The 20,433-nt window shown below is 67.6% G+C and carries 19 protein-coding genes; 7 read left to right on the top strand and 12 right to left on the bottom strand.

The genetic code is table 11. The annotated features are described in order from the left end of the window. The first annotated feature begins 3 nt into the window (after positions 1-3). The 3 genes from R2601_RS08420 to hypE are packed head-to-tail and all read left to right on the top strand — an operon-like array spanning position 4 to position 2,491. Positions 4-312 carry a HypC/HybG/HupF family hydrogenase formation chaperone gene (locus R2601_RS08420; protein WP_007796544.1) on the top strand — a complete coding sequence of 103 codons (309 nt, stop codon included), beginning with the start codon at positions 4-6 and terminating at the stop codon, positions 310-312. Next, positions 309-1,451, top strand: a complete 1,143-nt coding sequence (hypD, locus tag R2601_RS08425) for a hydrogenase formation protein HypD (protein ID WP_007796547.1) — start codon at positions 309-311, stop codon at positions 1,449-1,451. Before R2601_RS08420 ends, hypD begins: the two co-directional genes overlap by 4 nt. After that, positions 1,448-2,491 carry a hydrogenase expression/formation protein HypE gene (gene hypE, locus R2601_RS08430; RefSeq protein WP_007796550.1) on the top strand — a complete coding sequence of 348 codons (1,044 nt, stop codon included), beginning with the start codon at positions 1,448-1,450 and terminating at the stop codon, positions 2,489-2,491. Before hypD ends, hypE begins: the two co-directional genes overlap by 4 nt. 297 nt (positions 2,492-2,788) lie before the next feature. Here the strand turns inward: hypE and R2601_RS08435 are convergent, their stop codons facing one another. The 4 genes from R2601_RS08435 to R2601_RS08450 are packed head-to-tail and all read right to left on the bottom strand — an operon-like array spanning position 2,789 to position 6,328. Further along, a complete protein-coding gene (locus R2601_RS08435) occupies positions 2,789-3,544 on the bottom strand; it encodes an iron ABC transporter ATP-binding protein (RefSeq protein ID WP_007796553.1) in 756 nt (251 codons plus the stop codon). After that, positions 3,541-4,485, bottom strand: a complete 945-nt coding sequence (locus tag R2601_RS08440) for an iron chelate uptake ABC transporter family permease subunit (RefSeq protein WP_007796556.1) — start codon at positions 4,483-4,485, stop codon at positions 3,541-3,543. Before R2601_RS08440 ends, R2601_RS08435 begins: the two co-directional genes overlap by 4 nt. Next, positions 4,478-5,413, bottom strand: a complete 936-nt coding sequence (locus R2601_RS08445) for an iron chelate uptake ABC transporter family permease subunit (protein ID WP_007796559.1) — start codon at positions 5,411-5,413, stop codon at positions 4,478-4,480. Before R2601_RS08445 ends, R2601_RS08440 begins: the two co-directional genes overlap by 8 nt. A 6-nt stretch (positions 5,414-5,419) precedes the next feature. Beyond that, positions 5,420-6,328 carry a siderophore ABC transporter substrate-binding protein gene (locus R2601_RS08450; protein WP_007796562.1) on the bottom strand — a complete coding sequence of 303 codons (909 nt, stop codon included), beginning with the start codon at positions 6,326-6,328 and terminating at the stop codon, positions 5,420-5,422. A gap of 136 nt (positions 6,329-6,464) precedes the next feature. Between R2601_RS08450 and R2601_RS08455 the strand changes: the two genes are divergently transcribed. Then, on the top strand, positions 6,465-6,749 hold the full coding sequence (locus R2601_RS08455) for a DUF2218 domain-containing protein (protein ID WP_007796564.1): 285 nt from the start codon (positions 6,465-6,467) through the stop codon (positions 6,747-6,749). A gap of 79 nt (positions 6,750-6,828) precedes the next feature. Here the strand turns inward: R2601_RS08455 and R2601_RS08460 are convergent, their stop codons facing one another. From R2601_RS08460 to R2601_RS08470, 3 genes are all read right to left on the bottom strand, one after another. Beyond that, complete coding sequence (locus tag R2601_RS08460; protein WP_007796568.1) at positions 6,829-8,754, bottom strand: TonB-dependent receptor domain-containing protein; 1,926 nt, start codon at positions 8,752-8,754, stop codon at positions 6,829-6,831. A 175-nt stretch (positions 8,755-8,929) separates the two neighbouring features. After that, positions 8,930-10,372, bottom strand: coding sequence for a cobyric acid synthase (locus tag R2601_RS08465; RefSeq protein ID WP_007796571.1), 1,443 nt, complete (start codon positions 10,370-10,372; stop codon positions 8,930-8,932). 15 nt (positions 10,373-10,387) lie between these two features. Further along, complete coding sequence (locus R2601_RS08470; RefSeq protein WP_007796574.1) at positions 10,388-10,810, bottom strand: Fur family transcriptional regulator; 423 nt, start codon at positions 10,808-10,810, stop codon at positions 10,388-10,390. A gap of 408 nt (positions 10,811-11,218) precedes the next feature. Here R2601_RS08470 and R2601_RS08475 point away from each other — a divergent pair, with 408 nt between their 5' ends. From R2601_RS08475 to R2601_RS08485, 3 genes are all read left to right on the top strand, one after another. Next, positions 11,219-12,373, top strand: a complete 1,155-nt coding sequence (locus tag R2601_RS08475; RefSeq protein ID WP_040544512.1) for a phosphoserine transaminase — start codon at positions 11,219-11,221, stop codon at positions 12,371-12,373. A gap of 114 nt (positions 12,374-12,487) precedes the next feature. Then, positions 12,488-14,083, top strand: coding sequence for a phosphoglycerate dehydrogenase (gene serA, locus R2601_RS08480; RefSeq protein ID WP_007796584.1), 1,596 nt, complete (start codon positions 12,488-12,490; stop codon positions 14,081-14,083). Positions 14,084-14,247: 164 nt separating this feature from the next. Next, a complete protein-coding gene (locus R2601_RS08485) occupies positions 14,248-14,967 on the top strand; it encodes a metallophosphoesterase family protein (protein ID WP_007796586.1) in 720 nt (239 codons plus the stop codon). Here the strand turns inward: R2601_RS08485 and R2601_RS08490 are convergent. From R2601_RS08490 to trmD, 5 genes are all read right to left on the bottom strand, one after another. After that, complete coding sequence (locus R2601_RS08490) at positions 14,914-16,686, bottom strand: SulP family inorganic anion transporter (protein ID WP_007796589.1); 1,773 nt, start codon at positions 16,684-16,686, stop codon at positions 14,914-14,916. The genes R2601_RS08485 and R2601_RS08490 overlap by 54 nt on opposite strands. A 194-nt stretch (positions 16,687-16,880) precedes the next feature. Then, positions 16,881-18,554, bottom strand: coding sequence for a bifunctional protein tyrosine phosphatase family protein/NAD(P)/FAD-dependent oxidoreductase (locus R2601_RS08495; protein ID WP_007796593.1), 1,674 nt, complete (start codon positions 18,552-18,554; stop codon positions 16,881-16,883). Positions 18,555-18,756: 202 nt separating this feature from the next. Beyond that, the gene (gene rpmE / locus R2601_RS08500) at positions 18,757-18,978 is read right to left on the bottom strand and encodes a 50S ribosomal protein L31 (protein WP_007796595.1); all 222 of its coding nucleotides are present in this window, start codon (positions 18,976-18,978) and stop codon (positions 18,757-18,759) included. 11 nt (positions 18,979-18,989) lie between these two features. Further along, positions 18,990-19,373: a 50S ribosomal protein L19 gene (gene rplS / locus R2601_RS08505; protein WP_007796597.1), complete on the bottom strand. Its 384-nt coding sequence runs from the start codon at positions 19,371-19,373 to the stop codon at positions 18,990-18,992. A gap of 230 nt (positions 19,374-19,603) precedes the next feature. Then, positions 19,604-20,419, bottom strand: coding sequence for a tRNA (guanosine(37)-N1)-methyltransferase TrmD (gene trmD / locus R2601_RS08510; protein ID WP_007796599.1), 816 nt, complete (start codon positions 20,417-20,419; stop codon positions 19,604-19,606). Positions 20,420-20,433: the final 14 nt, after the last annotated feature.

Raw genomic sequence — 20,433 nt, forward strand, 5'->3', positions numbered from 1 at the left:
GCCATGTGTCTGGGCATTCCCGGCCAGATCACCGAGATAACCGACCCATCCCGCCTGATGGCGATGGCCGATGTCTCCGGGGTCAAGCGAGAGGTGAGCCTCGCCCCGGTCGCCGACCGCCCGCTCGAGGCGCTGGTGGGCGAGTGGGTGCTGATCCACGTGGGCTTCGCCATGGCGGTGATCGACGAACACGAGGCCGCCGAGACGCTCGAGGCGCTGCGCGGCCTCGGCGAGGCGCAGGAGGCGCTCGAAGCGATGGAAGAGGGTGCGCGGGCCTTTGATGAGCCCGCCAAGGTGGAGGCGGCGCAATGAGATATGTCGAGGAATTCCGCGATCCCAAGGCCGCCAAGGGCGTGTTGGCGGCCATCGCCCGCGTCGCGGACGAGATCGGCGCCACCCGCGACGCGCCAGTGCGCATCATGGAGATCTGCGGCGGGCACACCCACGCGATCTTCCGCTACGGGCTCGACAAGCTGGTGCATGAGGGCATCGAGTTCATCCACGGCCCGGGCTGCCCGGTCTGCGTTCTGCCGATGAGCCGGGTGGATGAATGCGTCGAGATCGCCGAGCGTCCGGGCGTCATCTTCACCACCTTCGGCGATGCCATGCGGGTGCCGGGCTCGCGCAAGTCGCTGATGCAGGCCAAGGCCGATGGCTGCGACATCCGCATGGTCTATTCGCCGCTCGACGCGCTCGAGCTGGCGCGGCGCAACCCCGACCGCGAGGTGGTGTTCTTCGGTCTCGGCTTCGAGACCACGACCCCCTCGACCGCGCTGACCCTGCAGCAGGCGGCGCGCGAGGAGATCGGGAGTTTCAGCGTGTTCTGCAACCACATCACCGTGCCGCCGCCGATCAAGGCGTTGCTCGATGATCCGCACATGCAGCTCGACGGCTTCGTCGGGCCGGGCCATGTCTCGATGGTGATCGGCATCCACCCCTATGACTTCATCGCCCGCGATTACGGCAAGCCCATCGCCGTGGCCGGGTTCGAGCCGCTCGACCTGCTGCAATCGGTGCTCATGGTGCTCGAGCAGATCCGCGACGGACGGGCGGAGGTGGAAAACCAGTATGCCCGCGTGGTGCCAGAGCATGGCAACCCGGTCTCGCTCGCCGCCATTGCCGATGTCTACGAGGAGCGCCCGTCCTTCGAGTGGCGGGGCTTGGGCGAGATCGACGCCTCCGGCCTGCGCATCCGCGAGGCCTATCGCGCCTGGGATGCGGAGGAGAAATTCGGCATCGGCTACGCGGTGGGGCGGAAAAAGGTCGAGGAGCCCGAGGGCTGCGCCTGCGGCGCGGTGATGACGGGCCGGATCAAGCCGACCGCCTGCCCGCAATTCGGCCGCGGCTGCAGGCCCGACATGCCTCTGGGTGCGTTGATGGTGTCGTCCGAGGGGGCTTGCGCCGCCTACTGGACCTATGGCGGCGCGCGCGTGGTGGAGCCGGCGGAATGAACATGGCCTCTAAACCCTCCCGCCTGCGCGGCGACCGCGTGACGCTGGCCCATGGCGGCGGCGGGCGTGCGATGCGTGACCTGATCGAAGAGGTCTTTACGCAGGTCTTCCAGCCCGAAAGCGGCGAGGATCAGGCCCGGCTGATGCATGACGCGCTGCAGGTCAAGGGCGCGCGGCTGGCCTTCACCACCGACAGCTACGTGGTCACCCCGGTGGAGTTCCCCGGCGGCGATATCGGCAAGCTCGCCGTCTGCGGCACGGTCAATGATCTTGCGGTGGGCGGGGCGGAGCCGCTCTGGCTCTCGGCCTCTTTCATCATCGAGGAAGGCTGCGAGATCGCGCTCCTGCGCCGGATCGTTGCCAGCATGGCGCGCGAGGCCGAGGCGGCTGGGGTGCGGATCGTCACCGGAGACACCAAGGTGGTCGAGAAGGGCTCTTGCGACACGGTGTTCATCACCACGTCGGGCGTCGGCGTGATCCCGGCGGGGCGCGATCTGGGGGCGGCGCATATCCGGCCCGGCGACGTGGCCATCGTCAACGGCGTGCTGGGCGATCACGGCGCGACCATCCTCGCGGCGCGGGGCGATCTGGCGCTCTCGGCGCCCTTGCAGTCCGACTGCCAAGCGCTCGGCCACCTGATGGCGGCGGTGGCCGAGGCCTGCCCTGACCTGCGCGCGGCGCGGGATGCCACGCGCGGCGGGCTGGCTTCGGCACTGAACGAGATGGCCGAGGCGGCGGGTGTGTCGGTGGAGCTCGACGAGGCAGCGCTGCCACTGCGCCCGGAGGTCAAGGGAATGTGCGAGATACTCGGCCTCGATCCGCTCTACCTCGCCAACGAGGGCGCGCTGGTGCTTTTCGTACCCGAGGCCGAGGCCGAGGCAGCACTGGCGGCGATGCGCTCGGTCGAGGCGGGGCGGGAGGCGGTGGTCGTCGGGCGCGCGGTGGAGAAGGGCAGCGTGCCGGTGCGGATGCGCTCGGCCTTCGGCGGCACGCGGATCGTCGACATGCTGGTCGGAGAGCAGTTGCCGCGGATCTGTTGAGCGGGCCGCCGCGCTTGGGGCCACGCGGCATCTGAGTGGTGCCCGCGCGGAATCAAGGCCGCAGGCCGCCGCGCATCGGTCATGCCGGAGGCATGCCTTCGGCATGACCCGCCCCCTCGGGCCGGCGATTTGGTTGGGCTGGGTGCTCAGCTTTGAGGCCCGTCGGACTTGGCATCGATAGATCGAGGGATTCTTAGGGCGGATCGCCACCCCGCGGACCGGCGTTGCGCGGCGGCGTCCCGGCGTAGGGTCCATAAAGGATGCCCTAACAGGGGAAGTGAGGCCGCGGTCTTTGCCCTACCGCGCCACCACCACGGGCCGCCCCTTGTGCTGCAAGAGCTCGAACGGCGTGTCGAACACGTCGCGCAGGGTCTCTTCGGTCAGAACCGTCGCACTCTCATCCTGCGCCACGATCCGACCGTCCTTCATCGCCACGATGTGATCCGCCCAACCGGCGGCGGCGTTGATGTCGTGCAGCACGATGACGATGCTGCGGGACCCGTCCCGCGACAGACCGTGCAGCCGCGCCATCAGGTCGCGGGCGTGGCGCGGGTCGAGGGCGTTCAGCGGCTCGTCCAGAAGCATCCACGGCGTGTCCTGCGCGTAGGTCATCGCGATGAAGGCGCGCTGGCGCTGGCCACCCGACAGCGTGTCTATGGTGCGCTCGGCCAGATCGGTCAGCGCGAAGGCCACAAGCGCGCGGTCCACGGCCTCTTCGTCATCGCGGCGCGGTCGGCCCTGATGGTGCGGCCAGCGCCCGAAGCTGACCAGTTCACGCACCCGCAGCCGGCTGACCAGCGCCGGCGATTGCTGCAGCAGTGCCACCGTCCGGGCCCGCTGCCGGTGCGGCACGGAGAATGGGTCGATGCCGTTGATGCGCACGCTGCCCGAAGAAGGCTTTTCCAGCCCCGAGATACAGTGCAGCAGCGTCGACTTGCCGGCGCCGTTGGGGCCGATCAGCGCGGTGATGCCGCCGCTCTCGATCCGGGTCGAGACGTCGTGCAGGATCGGGGTCGGGCCGGCATGGTAGCTCAGCGAGGAAATCTCGATCATCGACGTCTCCGTTTCAGCACGAGGAAGAGGAACACCAGCCCGCCGAAGAACTCGACGATCACCGCCAGCGCCGACTGGCTGCCGAGCAGGCGTTCGAACAGGAACTGGCCGGCGACGAGGATCAGCGCACCGAGGATTGCCGCCGCTGGCAGCAGGACGGCGTGACGGTGGCTGCCGGTCACCTGCCGCGCAAGGCTGGCGGTGAGCAGGCCGAGGAAGGTGATCGGCCCGACCAACGCGGTCGAGACCGAGACCATCGCGGCCATCAGCAGCAGCGCCGTCATCACCACGCGGTCGTGGTTGAGCCCGAGCCCGCGCGCGGTGTCGCGCCCGAGCCCGGCGACGTCGAGCGCCGGGGCCATGCGCAGCGCCACCGCCATCGCGGCGAGCAGCACCACGGCGGAGAAGGTCAGCTGCTGCGGATCGACCCGGCCGAAGCTGGCGAACATCGCCTGTTGCACGACGGCGAAATCCGACGGGTCCATCAACCGCTGCACCATGCTCGACAGTCCACGCAGCAGAACGCCGAGGATGATGCCCGTGAGGATCATCCGGGTGATGTCTCGCGCATCGCGGCGCAGCAGCAGGCCGAAGAGCGCCACCGAGGCGACGCCGAGGGCGGCGACCTCCATCAGGAAGCGCGGCCCGGCGGGGATCGCGGCGGCACCGACGCCGCCCAGCAGCAGCACCAGCAACGTCTGCATCAGCACGAAAAGGGCGTCGAAGCCCACGAGCCCCGGGGTCAGCAGCCGGTTGCCGGCGACGGTCTGGAACAGCACTGTCGCGGCTCCGGTGGCGGCGCCGACGCAGACCAGCGCCCCGAGCTTGGCGGCGCGCAGCCCGAGGATGAAGCCCACCGGCTGGCGCAGTTGCCACGCCAGGAAGGCGCCGCAGAGCACCAGCAGCGCGAGACCGAGCCAGAGGACGCGACGCTCAGCCATGACGGCGCGCCGGGGCCGCGTGCAGCAGCCAGAGGAAGACGCCGGCGCCGAACACCGCAACGACGGTGGCGGCGGGGATCTCGAACGGGTAGCGGATGGCGCGGCCGATGATGTCGGCTGTCAGCAGCAGGATGCCGCCGCCCACGGCAATCAGCGGCAGGTTGGCGCGCAGGTTGTCGCCGCGCCAGCGCGCGATCAGGTTCGGCGCCACGAGCCCGACGAAGGGAAACCCGCCCACGGTGACCAGCACCAGCGCGGTGATCACCGACACCACCACCAGTCCCAGCGCCCGGGTCTGCGCATAGTCGAGGCCGAGGCTGCGGGCCTGCGCCTCGCCGAGCCCGAGAATGGTGATGCGGTCGGCGATGACATAGAGCAGCACCGCCAGCGCCGCGATCGCCCAGAGCCATTCGTAGCGCCCGATCATCACGCCCGAGAACTCGCCGAGCTGCCAGGCGCCGAGGAACTGCATCAGGTCGGTGGCCCAGGCGATGTAGACGCAGATCGCGCCGATGATGCCGCCATAGACGATGCCCACGATGGGCAGCAGCATCGGATCCTCGCGGGGCAGCCGTGCCGCCAGCGCGAGGTAGCCCGCCATGCCGGCCAGAGCCGAGGCCGCGGCGATCAGCATCTTGCCGGCCACCGCCAGTCCGGGGGCGATCAGCGTCACGGCAAGCAGACCCAGCATCGAGGCCTCGGGCGCGCCGGTCAGCGACGGCTCGACCAGCCGGTTCTGCACCACCTGCTGGACCACCACCCCCGCCAGCGCGAGGCCGGCGCCGGCAAGCAGCGCCGCGGCGGTGCGCGGGATGCGGCTCACCATCAGCAGCCAGCCGGCGTCATCGCCGAACGAGGCCGCCCCGAGCGACAGGCTGACCACGACGAGCGCGGCCAGCAGGGCGAAGGTGAGGGTCCAGAGGCGCAACTTGGTTCAGCTCTCGCTTGCGCCGCCGAAGGCCGAGATGATCTCGTCGAGCGTGTGCATCATCGAGCTGGCACCGCCGCCCGAGACATACATCGGCGCGGCGTCGAGATAGACGATCTGGCCTTCCTGCGCGGCGGTGCTGCGCGCCACGAGCGGGTTGTCGAGGGTCGAGGCGGCGGCCTCGCCATCGGCGCCGATGGCGGCGGCGCGGTCGATCACCAGCAGCCAGTCCGGGTCGGTCTCGGCGATGAACTCGAACGAGATCGCCTGCCCGTGGGTGTCGTCCGAGAGGCCTGGATGCGCTTCGGGCAGGTCGAGCGCGCCGTGCAGCCAGCCGAAACGGCTGTTGGCGCCATAGGCCGAGATCTTGCCGCCATTGGTCAGGATGATGAGACCGTCGCCCTTGCCCTCGACGGCGGCACGCGCCTCCTCGATCTTGGCGTCGAGGGCCTCGGTCAGCGTTGTGGCCTCGTCCTGCTTGTCGAACAGCGTGCCGAAGGCGGCGATCCGGTCGCGCGCCTGCGCCACCATGTCCTCGCCCCAGATCGTCATGTCGATGGTGGGGGCGATCTGGCTCAGCGGCTCGCGTTGCGCCGAAGAGCGCCCGCCGACCACGATCAGGTCGGGCTGCATCACCGCGAGCGCCTCGAAGTCGGGCTCGAACAGCGTGCCGACCACCTCGGCCGAGGTCTTCACCTTATCGATGCCGTCGAGGTAGAGCGGGCTGGGCAGGCCGGCAATCGGCTGGCCGAGGGATGCGATGGTGTCGATCGCGGCCGGATCGAAGACGACGACGCTTTCGGGCGCATGGGGCACTTCGGTCGCGCCCGCAGCGGTCTCGACGGTCACATCATGGGCGAGGGCGGAGGCGGCAGAGGTGCAGGCAAACAGCCCTGCAAGCAGCAGAGGACGCATGGGGAGGCTCCCGGTCGTTGATGGGCGCGTGGCGTGGCGTCAGCCGGCTTCGCAAGGATGTTGGTCTGATAACGGATTGTTCTTCCGGCCTGCAATGCGTTAACTGACATAAACAATCAACTTTTGGAGTGCAGCCATGGCTCTGCAGCAATCCGGCACGTTCCAGACGCCCAATGCCTCGAAGTACCTTCAGCAGCTCTGCAAACATTTCGAGCACAAGGTCGCGGTCGTTTTCGACGAGTCCGAAGGCCGCGCCGCGCTCCCGCCGGGGCCGGCGCTTCTGAGCGCCAGCGCCGAGGCGCTTCTGGTCGAGATCAGCGCCCGGACCGAGGCCGATCTCGCACGCGCGCGCTTCATCATCGACGACCACCTCAAGCGCTTCGCCTTCCGCGAGGGCTGCGAGGGGATGACCTGGGCCTGACCGCTGACCGGTTCGTGACAGGCAGAAAGGGGCGGGCCTTGCGGTCCGCCCCTTTTGCGTCTGGTCTCGCCTCCGAGGATCAGAAGCGCATCTTGGCGGTCACGAGGAACGTGCGGCCCGGCTCGGTGAGCGGGACAACGGCACCGGTCGCGTCGAGGCCATCCGAGCTGCGGCTTGCATAGGTCGCATCGAACACGTTGCGCACATCGAGGCGCAGTTCGAGCTGGTCGAAGGCAGCGGGCGTGTAGCTGGTGTAGAGGTTGAGCACCTCGTAGCCGGGCAGGTCCGGATCGGTGGCGTCGTTCTCGAACGCCACTTCGGCGGTGCCGCCGACGCGCCAGTTGTCCTGGATGTCGTAGCCGCCTTCGAGCGTCAGGATGCTGCCGACCGGGCGCCCGAGATAGTAGGACGTGGTGCCGACGGTATCGTCATCCAGTTCGACATTGGCATGGGTGTAGTTCAGCTTGGCGAAGGCGCTTTCGCCGGTATAGCTGACCGAGCCGTCGAAGCCGCGCGAGGTCAGGTCCGCCTGCGCGCCACGGTCGCCGCCCGAGGGGAGCACAGCGGTGATGTCGTTGATCTCGGTGTGGAACACCGCGCCACTGACCGCCCAGGGGCCATTTTCGTAGCGCAGGCCGATGCGGGCCGAGTTGGAGCGCGACGGGGTGAAGTCGTCATAGGTCCAGTCGTTGCGGAAGTTGACCAGCGCCGCCTCGCCAAGCGCAAAGCCGCCCCAGGTGGAGGCGATGCCGGCGTTGAGCGAGAGCGTGTCGGTCAGCACGTAGTCGAGCGCGGCATTGCCGCTGAAGCCGCCTTCCTCGAACTTCCGGCCATCGGCGCCTTCGAACCACTGGTAATCGTAGCGCGCGCCGTAGCTCACCGAGAGCCGGTCGGTCAGGTCCTGGCGGGCCTGCGCGAAAATGCCGAAATTGGTGTTGGTCTCTTCGCCGGACGCACCTTCGGTGGCCTCGGCGCTTTCGTCGAAGAAGTCGAACCCCGCGGTCAGCGTGCCGTTGTCCAGCAGGAACTCGTTCTTGGCGGTGCCGGACAGGCTGGTGTTGATGCCCGAGTTGTTGCCCACGTCGACTTCCTGCTCGTTGTAGGTAAGCTGAAGGTCGGGCGCGAGCCAGCCCTGCGGCTGCTCGTCGGTGTAGGACAGCGTGTAGGAGCTGCGGCGGGCATACCCGTCGATGATCTCGGTGGGGCGGGCGGCGCTGGTAAGCCCGGCGAAGTCGGCCCGGATGAAGCCCCCCTGCGAGGCACGCGGACCGGTGTCTTCGGTCTGCGAGGCCGAGAAGGCCAGCCGCTTGCCGGTCTCGGTGGTGTAGGCGAGCTTGAGCATGTAGTCGGACAGCTCCGCCGCGGTGCCGTCGATGGTGTCGCCGTCGCCGTCCTTGTACTCGTCGCCCTCCTGATGCGTGGTGCTCAGCAGCCACTCGAAGCCGCCCTGCGCGCCGAACAGCGTCGCGGTGCCGCGCAGGCCGGAACCGTTGCTGCCGCCGGTCACGGTGGCGAGGCCGCCGAAGTTGTCACCGGGCTCGAGCAGGTCGCGGGCATCCTTGGTGGTGTAGGCGAGCACGCCGCCAAGACCGCCGGGGCCGGCATCCGCCGGGGCGAGGCCTTCGCTGACCTCGACCGACTTGAGCAGCGACGGGTCGAGCAGCACGTTGCCGGTGTGGTGGAACGCGCCCTTGTTCTGGCGCGCGCCGTCGATGGTGACCGAGAGCAGCGACTCCTCGATGCCGTTCACCATGACCTTCTGGGCCATCGCGGCGCCGCCGCTGACGGTGACCGAGGATTCGCCGGCGAAGACGTCTTTCACCGTGGCCGGGTTGCGGCTCTCGATCTCTTCCTCGGTGATCTGGGTGTTGCCGAGCAGGCTCTGCGCCGCGGCGCCTTCGATCCGAAGCGTGCCGAGAAACAGCGAGTCGGCGTCCTGAGCCGAGGCGGTTCCGGCGCAGAATGCCGTGGTCAGGAGCAGCAGCCCCTTGCTTTTGCTAAACATTGTTGGGTCCCTCACGTGACAGGCGCAGCCGTCGCTGGATTGCACGGGCGAGGGACCCCCCGCGCTGTCTGGCTGGCCATATTGCTGAGCGGAAGTAACTGACCGTTTTTGTCGGATCAATCTCCGGGGCGCGCGCACTGCGTGTCGGGCACGACGTTGTGCTCTTTTTGTCTCGCTAGCGCGCCAGCGCGAGCAGGCCCGTCACGTCGAGATGGGCTTCCATGTGATCGGCCAGCCCGTCGAGCACCGCCTCGACCGTGCTGTCGTAGCGGCCGGCGCTCTGCACCCCGAAACTGTTGAGCCACGCGGCGCGGAAGGCATCGTCGCGGAACATGCCGTGCAGGTAGCTGCCCGCGATGCGGCCATTGGGGGTCGCCGCGCCCTCCGGCTCTCCCGCGACATGGGCGAAGGGGCGGGCGCGGTCTGGGCCGTCGCTGCGGCCGATATGGATCTCGTAGCCGAGGAACGCCCGGCCTGTCGCTGCATGGGTGGCGCGGGTCTCGGTAAGGCGCTTGTCGCTGGTCATCACCGTGTCGATCTCGAGCAGGCCGAGGCCCGGCGTGGTGCCGGGCGGCCCCTCGATGCCGTCGGGATCGGCGACGCTGCGGCCCAGCATCTGGTAGCCGCCGCAGATCCCGAGCACATGACCGCCGCGTCGCACATGCGCGGCAAGGTCCACGTCCCAGCCCTGAGCGCGCAGAAAGGCGAGGTCGCCGCGGGTCGACTTGCTGCCGGGCAGGATCACCAGATCCGCGTCGCCGGGGATGGCGCGTCCGGGTCCCAGAATGGTGAGCCGCACGCCGGGCTCCTGCGCCAGCGGGTCGAGATCGTCGAAATTGGCGATCCGTGACAGCGCGAGGCAGACCACGTGCAACCCCTCGGTGCGGCGCGGGGTGTGGATGTCGACCGCGTCTTCGGCGGGCAGTTTCCACGCCTCCGGAAACCATGGCAGGGTGCCGAAACCGGGCCAGCCGGTGCGGGCCTCGATCATTCGGTAGCCATCGTCGAAGAGCCGGAGGTCGCCGCGGAAGCGGTTGATCAGGAAGCCTTTTACCATCGCCGCGTCGCCCGGGTCGAGCACCGCCTGCGTGCCGACGATCTGCGCGATGACGCCGCCCCGATCAATGTCGCCAGCGAGCACCACCGGCACTTGCGCGGCGCAGGCAAAGCCCATGTTGGCGATGTCGCGCGGGCGGAGATTGATCTCGGCCGGGCTGCCCGCGCCCTCGACGATCACCAGATCGTGCCGGGCGCTCAGCCGGGCGAAACTGTCGAGAACCGCGTCGAGAAGGCGGGGCTTCAGCGTGCCATAGTCGCGCGCCTCGCTGGTCGCGACCCGCTTGCCCTGCACCACCACCTGCGCGCCGGTGTCGGTCTGGGGCTTCAGCAAAACCGGATTCATGTCGCTGTGCGGCGCCAGCCCGCAGGCCAGCGCCTGCAGCGCCTGGGCGCGGCCAATCTCGCCGCCATCGGCGGTCACGGCGGCGTTGTTCGACATGTTCTGCGGCTTGAACGGCGCCACGTCGATGCCGCGCTTTCGGGCGGCGCGGCAGAGCCCCGCGACCAGCAGCGACTTGCCCACGTTGGAGCCGGTTCCCTGGATCATCAGCGCGGTCATCGGCGGGGACCCGGCTCAGGCGTCGGGCTTGCGGCGGGCGCGGATCAGCGTGTGCTGGCTGACGATCTCGTAGCCCAGCCGCGCCACCAGCTCGGCGCGCAGGCGGTTGATCTCGTCGCTGGTGATCTCGATCACCTCGCCGGTGTCGATGTCGACGAGGTGGTCATGATCGGCAGAGGGCATGACCTCGAAGCGCGCCGGCTCGTTCTCGAAGCTCAGGCGCTGGATCAGGCCGGCCTCCTCGAGCGCCGAGAGCGTGCGGTAGACAGTGGCGAAGGAGACCGAGCCGTCGATCTCGCGGGCGCGGGTAAAGACCTCGTCGGCATTGGGATGGTCCTGCGCCTGCATCAGGATCGACAGCACGCGCAGACGCTGCTGCGTCACGCGCAGCCCCGCGGCGCGCAGCGCCTCGGCGAAGTCGGTTGTTTCCGCAGTCATGCGACCTGTCCGTTGCCCTGAATGGCCCTCTTGGTATCGCCGCCGCGCGGGGCTTGCAAGAAAAGGCCGGACGCCGTGCGGTGATTCGCAGCCTCAGCCCGTGGCCGGGGCCGCCCCGGACGGGCAGGGCGTGCGGCGTTGGCACAAAATCGCATGTCGCAAAGCTGCGCCGATGCGCCGGTTTCGAGCCCGTATCGCGACCCGCGATTTCCTTCAGGAAACGCCTGTTTCGCATGGGAGGCGGCGGTTTCCCGGGCGGCGCATTCGGCGCTGGAGCCGGGGCCGCCGCCACGAAATCTCACGCAATCGGCAGAAAGATTCGCTTGCTTTGTCGGGTCGGGGGGCGTAGCTCCAGCGGCGGGACACCCCTCCCCAACGAGGGGCATCTATCTGGAAGGTTAGGCAGATATGGCTACCAAGCACCCGTCCACGCGGCCGGCAAACCCGCGTTTTTCTTCTGGCCCCTGTGCCAAGATCCCCCAGTATTCCCTGGATATGCTCGCCGACGCTCCGCTCGGCCGCTCGCACCGTGCCAAGGTCGGCAAGGACAAGCTGAAAGCGGCCATCGAGGGCACCCGCGAGATCCTGGGCATCCCCGCAGACTACAAGATCGGCATCGTGCCGGCCTCCGACACCGGCGCCGTTGAAATGGCGATGTGGTCGATGCTCGGCGCCCGCAAGGCGACCATGGTGGCGTGGGAAAGCTTCGGCTCGGGCTGGGTCACCGACGTGGTCAAGCAACTCAAGATCGACGCCGACGTGAAGACCGCCGAGTATGGCGAGATCGTCGACTTCGCCGAGATCGACTTCGACACCGACGTCGTCTTCACCTGGAACGGCACCACCTCCGGCGTGCGCGTGCCGAACGGCGACGCGATCCCCGCCGACCGCGAGGGCCTGACGATCTGCGACGCCACCTCGGCGGCCTTCGCGCAGGACCTGCCGTGGGACAAGCTCGACGTGACCACCTTCTCCTGGCAGAAGGTGATGGGCGGCGAAGCGGCTCATGGCATGCTGATCCTCAGCCCGCGCGCCGTCGAGCGTCTGGAAAGCTACACCCCCGCCTGGCCGCTGCCGAAGATCTTCCGCCTGACCAAGGGCGGCAAGCTGATCGACGGCATCTTCACCGGCGCGACGATCAACACGCCCTCCATGCTGGCGGTCGAGGATTACCTCGTGGCGCTCGAGTGGGCCCGCAAGGTTGGTGGCCTGCCGGAGCTGATGAAGCGCGCCGACACCAACGCCAAGGTGCTTTGGGATTTCTGCGACCGCAACGACTGGATTGCCAACCTGGCAGTGGATCCGGCGACGCGCTCGAACACCAGCGTGTGCCTCAAGTTCACCGATGACCGCATCCAGGACGGCGCGGCCTTCGCCAAGGCGGTGGCCAAGAAGCTCGAGGATTACAACGCCGCCTATGATGTCGGCGCGTATCGCGATGCGCCTGCCGGCCTGCGCGTGTGGTGCGGTGCCACCGTCGAGGCGTCGGATGTCGAGGCGCTGACCCTCTGGCTCAAGTGGGCTTTCGAGGACGTGCTCGAAGCGCAGACCGCGACCGCGTGATCCGCAAGGGTGGGCGATGCGCCCACCCGACCCCCAAAAGAATACCTGAATGACAGTGCGGAGCGGGCCCGAGCGTCCACCGCTTTCTCTCATCATATCCAAAGGACAAGCCCAATGGCCCCCAAGGTTCTCGTTTCCGACAAGCTTTCCGAAACCGCCGTCCAGATCTTCCGCGACCGCGGCATCGACGTCGATTTCATGCCGGATCTCGGCAAGGACAAGGACAAGCTCGCCGAGGTGATCGGCCAGTATGACGGCCTCGCCATTCGCTCGGCCACCAAGGTGACCCCGACCATCCTCGAGCACGCCACCAACCTCAAGGTCGTCGGCCGCGCCGGCATCGGCACCGACAATGTCGACAAGGAAGCCGCGTCCAAGAAGGGCGTGATCGTGATGAACACGCCGTTCGGCAACATGATCACCACCGCCGAGCACGCCATTGCGATGATGTTCGCCGTGGCCCGCCAGATCCCCGCCGCCGACGCCTCGACCCAGGCCGGCAAGTGGGAGAAATCCAAGTTCATGGGCACCGAGCTTACCGCCAAGACCCTCGGCGTGATCGGCGCCGGCAATATCGGCGGCATCGTCTGCGACCGCGCCCGCGGCCTGAAGATGAAGGTCGTGGCCTACGATCCGTTCCTGTCGGAAGAGAAGGCCGCCCAGATGCAGGTCGAGAAGGTCGAGCTCGATGAGCTGCTGCGCCGCGCCGACTTCATCACCCTGCACGTGCCGCTGACCGATGGCACCCGCAACATCCTCTCGAAGGAGAACCTCGAGAAGACCAAGAAGGGCGTGCGCATCATCAACTGTGCCCGCGGCGGTCTCGTCGACGAAGCCGCTCTGGCCGAGCTGATCAAGTCGGGCCACGTGGCCGGCGCCGCCTTCGACGTGTTCGCCGAGGAACCGGCCAAGGAGAACCCGCTCTTCGGTCTGCCGAACGTGGTCTGCACGCCGCACCTCGGCGCCTCGACCACCGAGGCGCAGGAAAACGTCGCCCTGCAGGTGGCCGAGCAGATGTCGGACTACCTGCTCACCGGCGCCGTCAGCAACGCCCTCAACATGCCGTCGGTGACCGCCGAGGAAGCCAAGGTCATGGGCCCGTGGATCAAGGTGGCCGAGCATCTCGGCGGCTTCATCGGCCAGATGACCGAAGAGGCGGTGAAGGCGATCAACATCACCTATGACGGCGAGGCCGCCACGATGAACCTCGAGGCGCTGAACTGCGCGCTGATCGCGGGCATCATGAAGGCCAGCAGCCCCGAGGTGAACATGGTCTCCGCGCCGGTCATCGCCAAGGAGCGCGGCATTCAGATCGCCACCACCCGTCAGGAACAGTCCGGCGTGTTCGAGGGCTACATCAAGGTCGCCGTGACCACCGAGAAGCGCGAGCGCTCGATTGCCGGCACCGTGTTCTCGGATGGCAAGCCGCGCTTCATCCAGATCAAGGGCATCAACATCGATGCCGAGGTCGGCGAGCACATGCTCTACACCACCAACGAGGACGTGCCGGGCATCATCGGCAAGCTCGGCACCATGCTGGGCGAGCACAAGGTCAACCTCGCCAACTTCACCCTCGGCCGGTCGGCGCAGGGCGGCGAGGCGATCGCCATCGCCTATCTTGACGAGGCCATGGACGCGTCGGTGGTCGATGCGCTCAAGGCGACCGGCCTGTTCCGCCAGGTGAAGCCGCTCGAGTTCGACGTGGTCTGATCCCCGGATTGCCAGGGCAACCATCGCGACGCCGCCCCTCGGGGCGGCGTTTTGCGTGATGGGGCAGAGGGGGAGGGCGCGAACAGCGCTAACATTTTCCGGAGGCCCGGTTGCGCTGCGCTGCGGCAGACGGCATCTAGATGGGGACGAAAAGGACTGACATCATGCAACCCATCTTCGCGATCGGCGACATTCACGGCCAGATCGACGAGCTTATCAAGGCGCTGGAACTGACCCTCAAGGACGAGGCTGCCGGCGCGCCCATCGTGTTTCTCGGAGATTTCGTTGATCGTGGCCCGGACAGCCGGGGCGTGATCGACTTCCTCATGGAGGGGCAGGCCGAGGGCCAGCCCTGGACCTGCATCATGGGCAACCATGACCGTTTCCTGCTGCGCTATCTCGAGAACCCCGTCTATCAGGATCCGCAGGTCAGCCGGCCGCTGCTCTATACCGATCCGCCGATCGGTGGCGACAAGACGCTGGCTTCCTACGGGGTCGACATGGACGAGCGCCGCAAGGCCGAGGAGATACATGCCGACGCGCTCGAGGCGGTTCCGCAGGCGCATCGCGACTGGATCGCCGCGCTGCCGCGGATGCACGAGACCGAGGAGCAGATCTTTGTCCATGCCGGCCTGCGCCCGGGCGTGGCGCTCGACGAGCAGGTCGAGGACGACCTGCTCTGGATCCGCAAGCCGTTCCTCGAGCACACGGGCGATTTCGGTCGGCTCGTGGTGCACGGCCATACCGCGCTCGACCTGCCGCAGCTCTATCCGAACCGGCTCAACATGGATGGCGGTGCGGGCTATGGTCGCCCGCTCTACCCGGCGGCGCTACTGGGCCGCGACGCCTTCCTTCTCGGTCCCTTCGGGCGCGTCCGGCTTTAGGGCGCACCACGCGTCATACTGCGACAGGAACACCCGGCCCGAGAGATCGTGCAGGAAGTGCGAGCGTTGCAGCCGGTCCATCACCGGACCCTTCACCTCGGTGAGGTGCAGGGTGATGTTCTGCTCGGCGAGGCGGCGGTTCAGCTCCTCCAGCGTCTCGAGCGCGCTGTGGTCGACCTCGTTCACGGCGGGGAACATCAGCACCACGTGGTCGAGCTTTTCGCATTCCGCCACCCGCTCGAGCACGTAGTCTTCGAGGAAACGGGCGTTGACGAAGTAGAGGCTCTCGTCCACGCGCAGGGTCAGCACGCCGGGCAGGGTCTCGACCTTGTGGCGCAACACGTTGCGGAAGTGCTGCGTGCCCGGCACCAGCCCGACCTCGGCCACGTGCGGCTTCGAGGTCTTGTAGAGGTGCAGGAAGATCGACAGCAGCACCCCCGCCGAGACGCCGACCTCGACGCCGACCAGCAGGGTCAGCACGATGGTGGCGGTGACGGCGGTGAAGTCGACCTTGGAATAGCCCCAGGTCTTCTTCAGGATCGAGAAGTCGACAAGGCTCAGCACGGCGACGATGATGGTGGCGGCTAGTGTCGCCTTGGGCAGGAAGAACAGCAGCGGCGTGAGCACCAGAGTCGCGATGCCGATGCCGACGGCGGTATAGGCACCCGCGGCGGGGGTCTCGGCGCCGGCGTCGAAATTCACCACCGAGCGCGAGAAGCCTCCGGTGACCGGGAAGCCGCCCGAGATCGCAGAGGCGATATTCGAGGTGCCGAGGCCGATCAGCTCCTGGTCCGGGTCGATGCGCTGGCGCCGCTTGGCGGCCAGCGTCTGGGCGACCGAGACCGACTCGACGAAGCCGATGATCGAGATCAGCACCGCGGGCAGCAGCAGCGTCTGCCACATCGAAAGGTCGAAGGACGGGGCCGAGAGCGGCGGCAAGCCGGTGGGCACCTCGCCCACCAGCCGCACACCGTGATCACCGAGGCCGAAGGCCCAGGCGACAAGCGTGGTCACAACCACCGCCGCGACCGGGCCGGCCTTGGCGAAGATGTCGGCCATGCGCGGTCCGAGGCCCGCCTTGCGCAGCAGCGGCTTCAGGCCCTTGCGGACCCAGAACAGGAACGCGGTGGCCGAGACGCCGATCACCAGCGTGATCAGGTTGGTCTCGCCGATATGCTCGAAGATCGAGATCACCAGCTCGACCAGCGTGTGGCCGCCCGCGTCGATGCCGAAGATATGCTTGAGCTGCGAGGCGGCGATCAGCACGCCCGAGGCGGTGATGAAGCCCGCGATCACCGGGTGCGACAGGAAATTGGCAAGAAAGCCCAGCTTCAGCATGCCGAGCAGTGTCAGGAACACGCCCGAGATGAAGGCGAGCGTGATCGCGGCAAGCGCGATGTCGCCGGGCGTGGACAGCCCGAGCTGTCCGATGGCCGCCGCGGTCATCAGCGAGACCACCGCCACCGGGCCCACCGCCAGCGCCCGCGAGGTGCCGAAGATGGCATAGGCCACCAGCGGCAGGATCGAGGCGTAGAGCCCCATCTCGGCGGGCAGGCCGGCGAGCAGCGCGTAGGCCAGCGATTGCGGGATCAGCATGATCGTCACGATCACCGCCGCGACGAGATCCGAGGTCGCGGTGTCGCGGTTGTAGACCCGCGCCCAGGTCAGGATCGGGAGATAGCGGAAGAGCGTCTCGCGGGTGGGGCGGGGCATGGTCATGAAAGCTGTCCTGCGGATCGGTGGCAGAGAAGGCGCCCGGGGAGAGTCGCCCTGTTGGCGCTAGATATATTCAATAGATAGAATTTGTGAAGAGGGGAAATGGAATAACCGGGTCACGGTTCCTCGATAGGAGGGAAATCGGCCCCGGATCAAGTCCGGAGCCGGAAAGCTGTTCTTTGGGCGTCCGGCGCGGCTCAGCCAGCGGTGACCTTCTCGGGCCGCGCCATCCATTCCTTGCCGCGCAGCATCGCCTTCCAGTAGACCGGCGGCAGGATCTGTTCCTTGAGGAGCCACGCGGCGCGGGTCGGCTTGGTGCCATCGAGCAGCCATTTGGGGAAGCTCGGCAGCAGCGCGCCGCCATAGCCGAACTCGGCGAGCACGATCTTGCCGCGCTCGACGGTGAGCGGGCACGAGCCGTAGCCGTTGTAGACCGCGTGAGGCGACAGCCCGTCGATATCGGCAGCGACGTTCTCGGCCACGATCGGGGCCTGCATCCGCGCGGCGGCGGCGGTCTTGGCGTTGGGTGCGTTCATCACGTCGCCAAGGCTCCAGACATTGTCGTAGCTCTTGTGGCGCAGGGTGTTCTGGTCGACATCGACCCAGCCGGCGGCATCGGCCAGCGGCGAGACGCGGATGAAGTCCGGCGCGGTCTGCGGCGGGCAGACATGCATCATGTCGAACGCGACATCGATGGTGAACGGCTCGCTGTCGGGCGTGTTGACCGCGAATGTGGCTGTCTTCGCGGGGCCATCCACGGCGATCAGGTTGTGGAAGAAGTTCAGCGAAGCGTCGTATCGCTTCACGTAATCCATCAGCGCGGGAACGTAATCCTTCACCCCGAAGAGCACGCCGCCGGCATTCATGAACTGGATGTCGATGCGCGGCAGGATGCCGGTGCGGTACCAGTGATCGCCCGAGAGATACATCGCCTTCTGCGGCGCGCCGGCGCATTTGATCGGCATCGGCGGCTGGGTGAACAGCGCCGTGCCGCCCTTCAGCCCCTTCACCAACTCCCAGGTATAGGGCGCAAGATCGTAGCGGTAGTTGGAGGTGACGCCGTTCTTGCCCAGCGTCTCGACCAGCCCTTCGACCTTGGCCCAGTCGAGCTTGAGGCCCGGGCACACGATCAGGCGCTGGTACTTCACCACCCGGCAGCCATCGAGGATCACCGCGTTGTTTTGCGGCTCGAAGGCGGCGACGGCGGACTTGATCCAGTGCACCCCCTTGGGGATCAGGCTGCCCATGGTGCGGGCGGTGGTCTCGGGCTCGAAGATGCCGCCGCCGACCATGGTCCAGCCGGGTTGGTAGTAGTGCACGTCGGCCGGGTCGAGCAGGGCGATCTCGAGATCGGGCTTGCGCGCCTTGAGGCTGGCCGAGACGGCAATGCCCGCGGCGCCACCGCCGACCACCACCACGTCGAAACTGGCGTCGCCGGTGTCGGTCGGGGTCTTGCCGCCGTTGACGATGCGCCGCACCACGCCAGCCATGTCGTAGCCGGCCTGCTTGGTGGCCATCAGGATGCGTGCCGGCGCCATCTGACCGGCCTGGCTCAGCGACCACAGCGTTGCCGAGCGTGTGCCTGTGCGGCAATAGGCAAAGACCGGGCCGGGCAGCTCGCGCAGGGCACGGCCAAAGGCCTCGGCGTCGGTGTCCTGAACCTTGCCCGAGATCACCGGCAGGTAGCGTGTCTCGAGGCCCGCCGCCTTGGCTGCCGCCTCGATCTCTTCAAAGCCCGGCTGATCGGCACCTTCGCCGTCGGGGCGGTTGCAGATGATCGAGCGGTAGCCGGCCGCCGCGATCTCGGACAGGTCCGACGCCGCGATCTGAGGCGAAACCGTGAGGTCGTCGTTGATTTTGCGGAATTCCAAGGCGCGTCTCCTCCAGCACGGGAATCAGGGCAGTGGGGTCTTTTACATTCATTGTTGTGAATTTGTAATGCGTTGTCACGTCGCATGGCTTCCCGTGCCGGGGAAGGCGCCGTCCAGGCGGCTGAATAGGCGCGCGTGCGGCCCCTGAAACGAAAAACGCCGCCCCGAGGGGCGGCGTTTCGCGATACCGAAAGGCGTGGGCTCAGAAGCCGAGGCCTTCGTATTTCTTCTTGAACTTCGACACGCGGCCGCCGGTGTCCATGAGGCGCGAGGTGCCGCCGTTCCATGCCGGGTGCACGGTCGGGTCGACGTCGAGCGACAGGGTGTCGCCTTCTTTGCCCCAGGTGGTGCGGGTCTGGTAGATGGTGCCGTCGGTCATCTTGACGTCGATGACGTGGTACTCGGGGTGGATGCCCTTTTTCATGACGTCGCTCCTTATGCGCCGGCGCCGGCGAGCGGCTTGTAGTTGGTGTCTTCCGCGATACGGGCGGATTTGCCGCGACGCGAGCGGAGGTAGTAGAGCTTGGCGCGACGGACACGGCCGCGGCGCACGACGGTGATCGACTCGATGTTGGTCGAGTACAGCGGGAACACACGCTCCACGCCTTCACCGAAGGAAATCTTGCGAACGGTGAACGAACCCGCGATGCCCGAGCCGTTCTTGCGGCTGATGCAGACGCCTTCGTAGTTCTGCACACGGGTACGGGTGCCTTCGGTCACCTTGTAGCCGACGCGCACGGTGTCGCCGGGCTTGAAGTCGGGGATATCTTTCCCCAGGGCGGCAATCTGTTCCGCCTCGAGCTGTGCGATCAGATCCATCTGACCTTCTCCTTATTCTTCACGGTTTTCCCGCGGGTGATGTCCTGAGCAGAGCTGTGCAGGCACAGATGCGTCGGCTGTTCTTTGTTTTGTGGCGGCGCTCTGCGGCAGGTCTGCCGACAGCTCGGTCACCAATATCCAACGGCCCCGAGTCGCCCCGAAGCCGTGAATGCGCCCTGTTAAGCCGCCTTGGCCCGCAAATCAAGGGGTTTCAGTGGGGGCGGGCCGGCTCAGCGCTTGCCTTTCGGGGCCTCGGCGAGCGCCCGTTCATGCGCCTCCCAGAGGTCAGGGCGCCGGGCCCGGGTGATCTCTTCCGATTGCTGGCGGCGCCATTTCTCGATCTCGCCGTGATGGCCCGAAAGCAGCACCGGCGGGATCTCGTGGCCCTGCCACTCGGCGGGGCGGGTATACTGCGGATGCTCGAGCAGCCCGTGCGAGAAGCTCTCCTCCTCGATCGAGTCTGCATTGCCGAGTACGCCGGGCAGCAGGCGCACGGTGGCGTCGAGCATCGCCTGCGCGGCCAGCTCCCCGCCGGTGAGCACGTAGTCTCCGAGCGAGACCTCCATGACGCCGTAATGGTCGAGCACCCGCTGGTCGAGCCCCTCGAACCGGCCGCAGATCAGCGTCACGCCCGGCGCCTGCGCCAGCCGGCGCGCCATCGGCTGGTCGAAGCGGCGTCCCCGCGGGGACAGGTAGATGATCGGCGCGGCGCCCGAGATCTTGCGGCGCGCGGTCTCGAGGGCCCGGCCCATCACGTCGGGGCGCAGCACCATGCCGGCACCGCCGCCGGCTGGGGTGTCGTCGACATTGCGGTGCTTGCCCTCGCCGAAATCGCGCAGGTTCACCGGGTCGAGCTGCCAGATCCCGTCCTGCAGCGCCTTGCCGGTCAGCGACAGGCCGAGCACGCCCGGAAAGGCCTCGGGGAAGAGGGTGATGACCTGTGCGGTCCAGGCGCGGGCGAGCGCCGGGCGGTCGGTCATCAGCTCACGCGGCTTGAGGCTCGGGCGGATGGTCTTGCGACCATGGGATTTGGGTGTCTCGCTCATGCGCCCCCTGTAGC

The organism is Salipiger bermudensis HTCC2601, assembly GCF_000153725.1.
In the GTDB taxonomy this organism is placed as follows: domain Bacteria; phylum Pseudomonadota; class Alphaproteobacteria; order Rhodobacterales; family Rhodobacteraceae; genus Salipiger; species Salipiger bermudensis.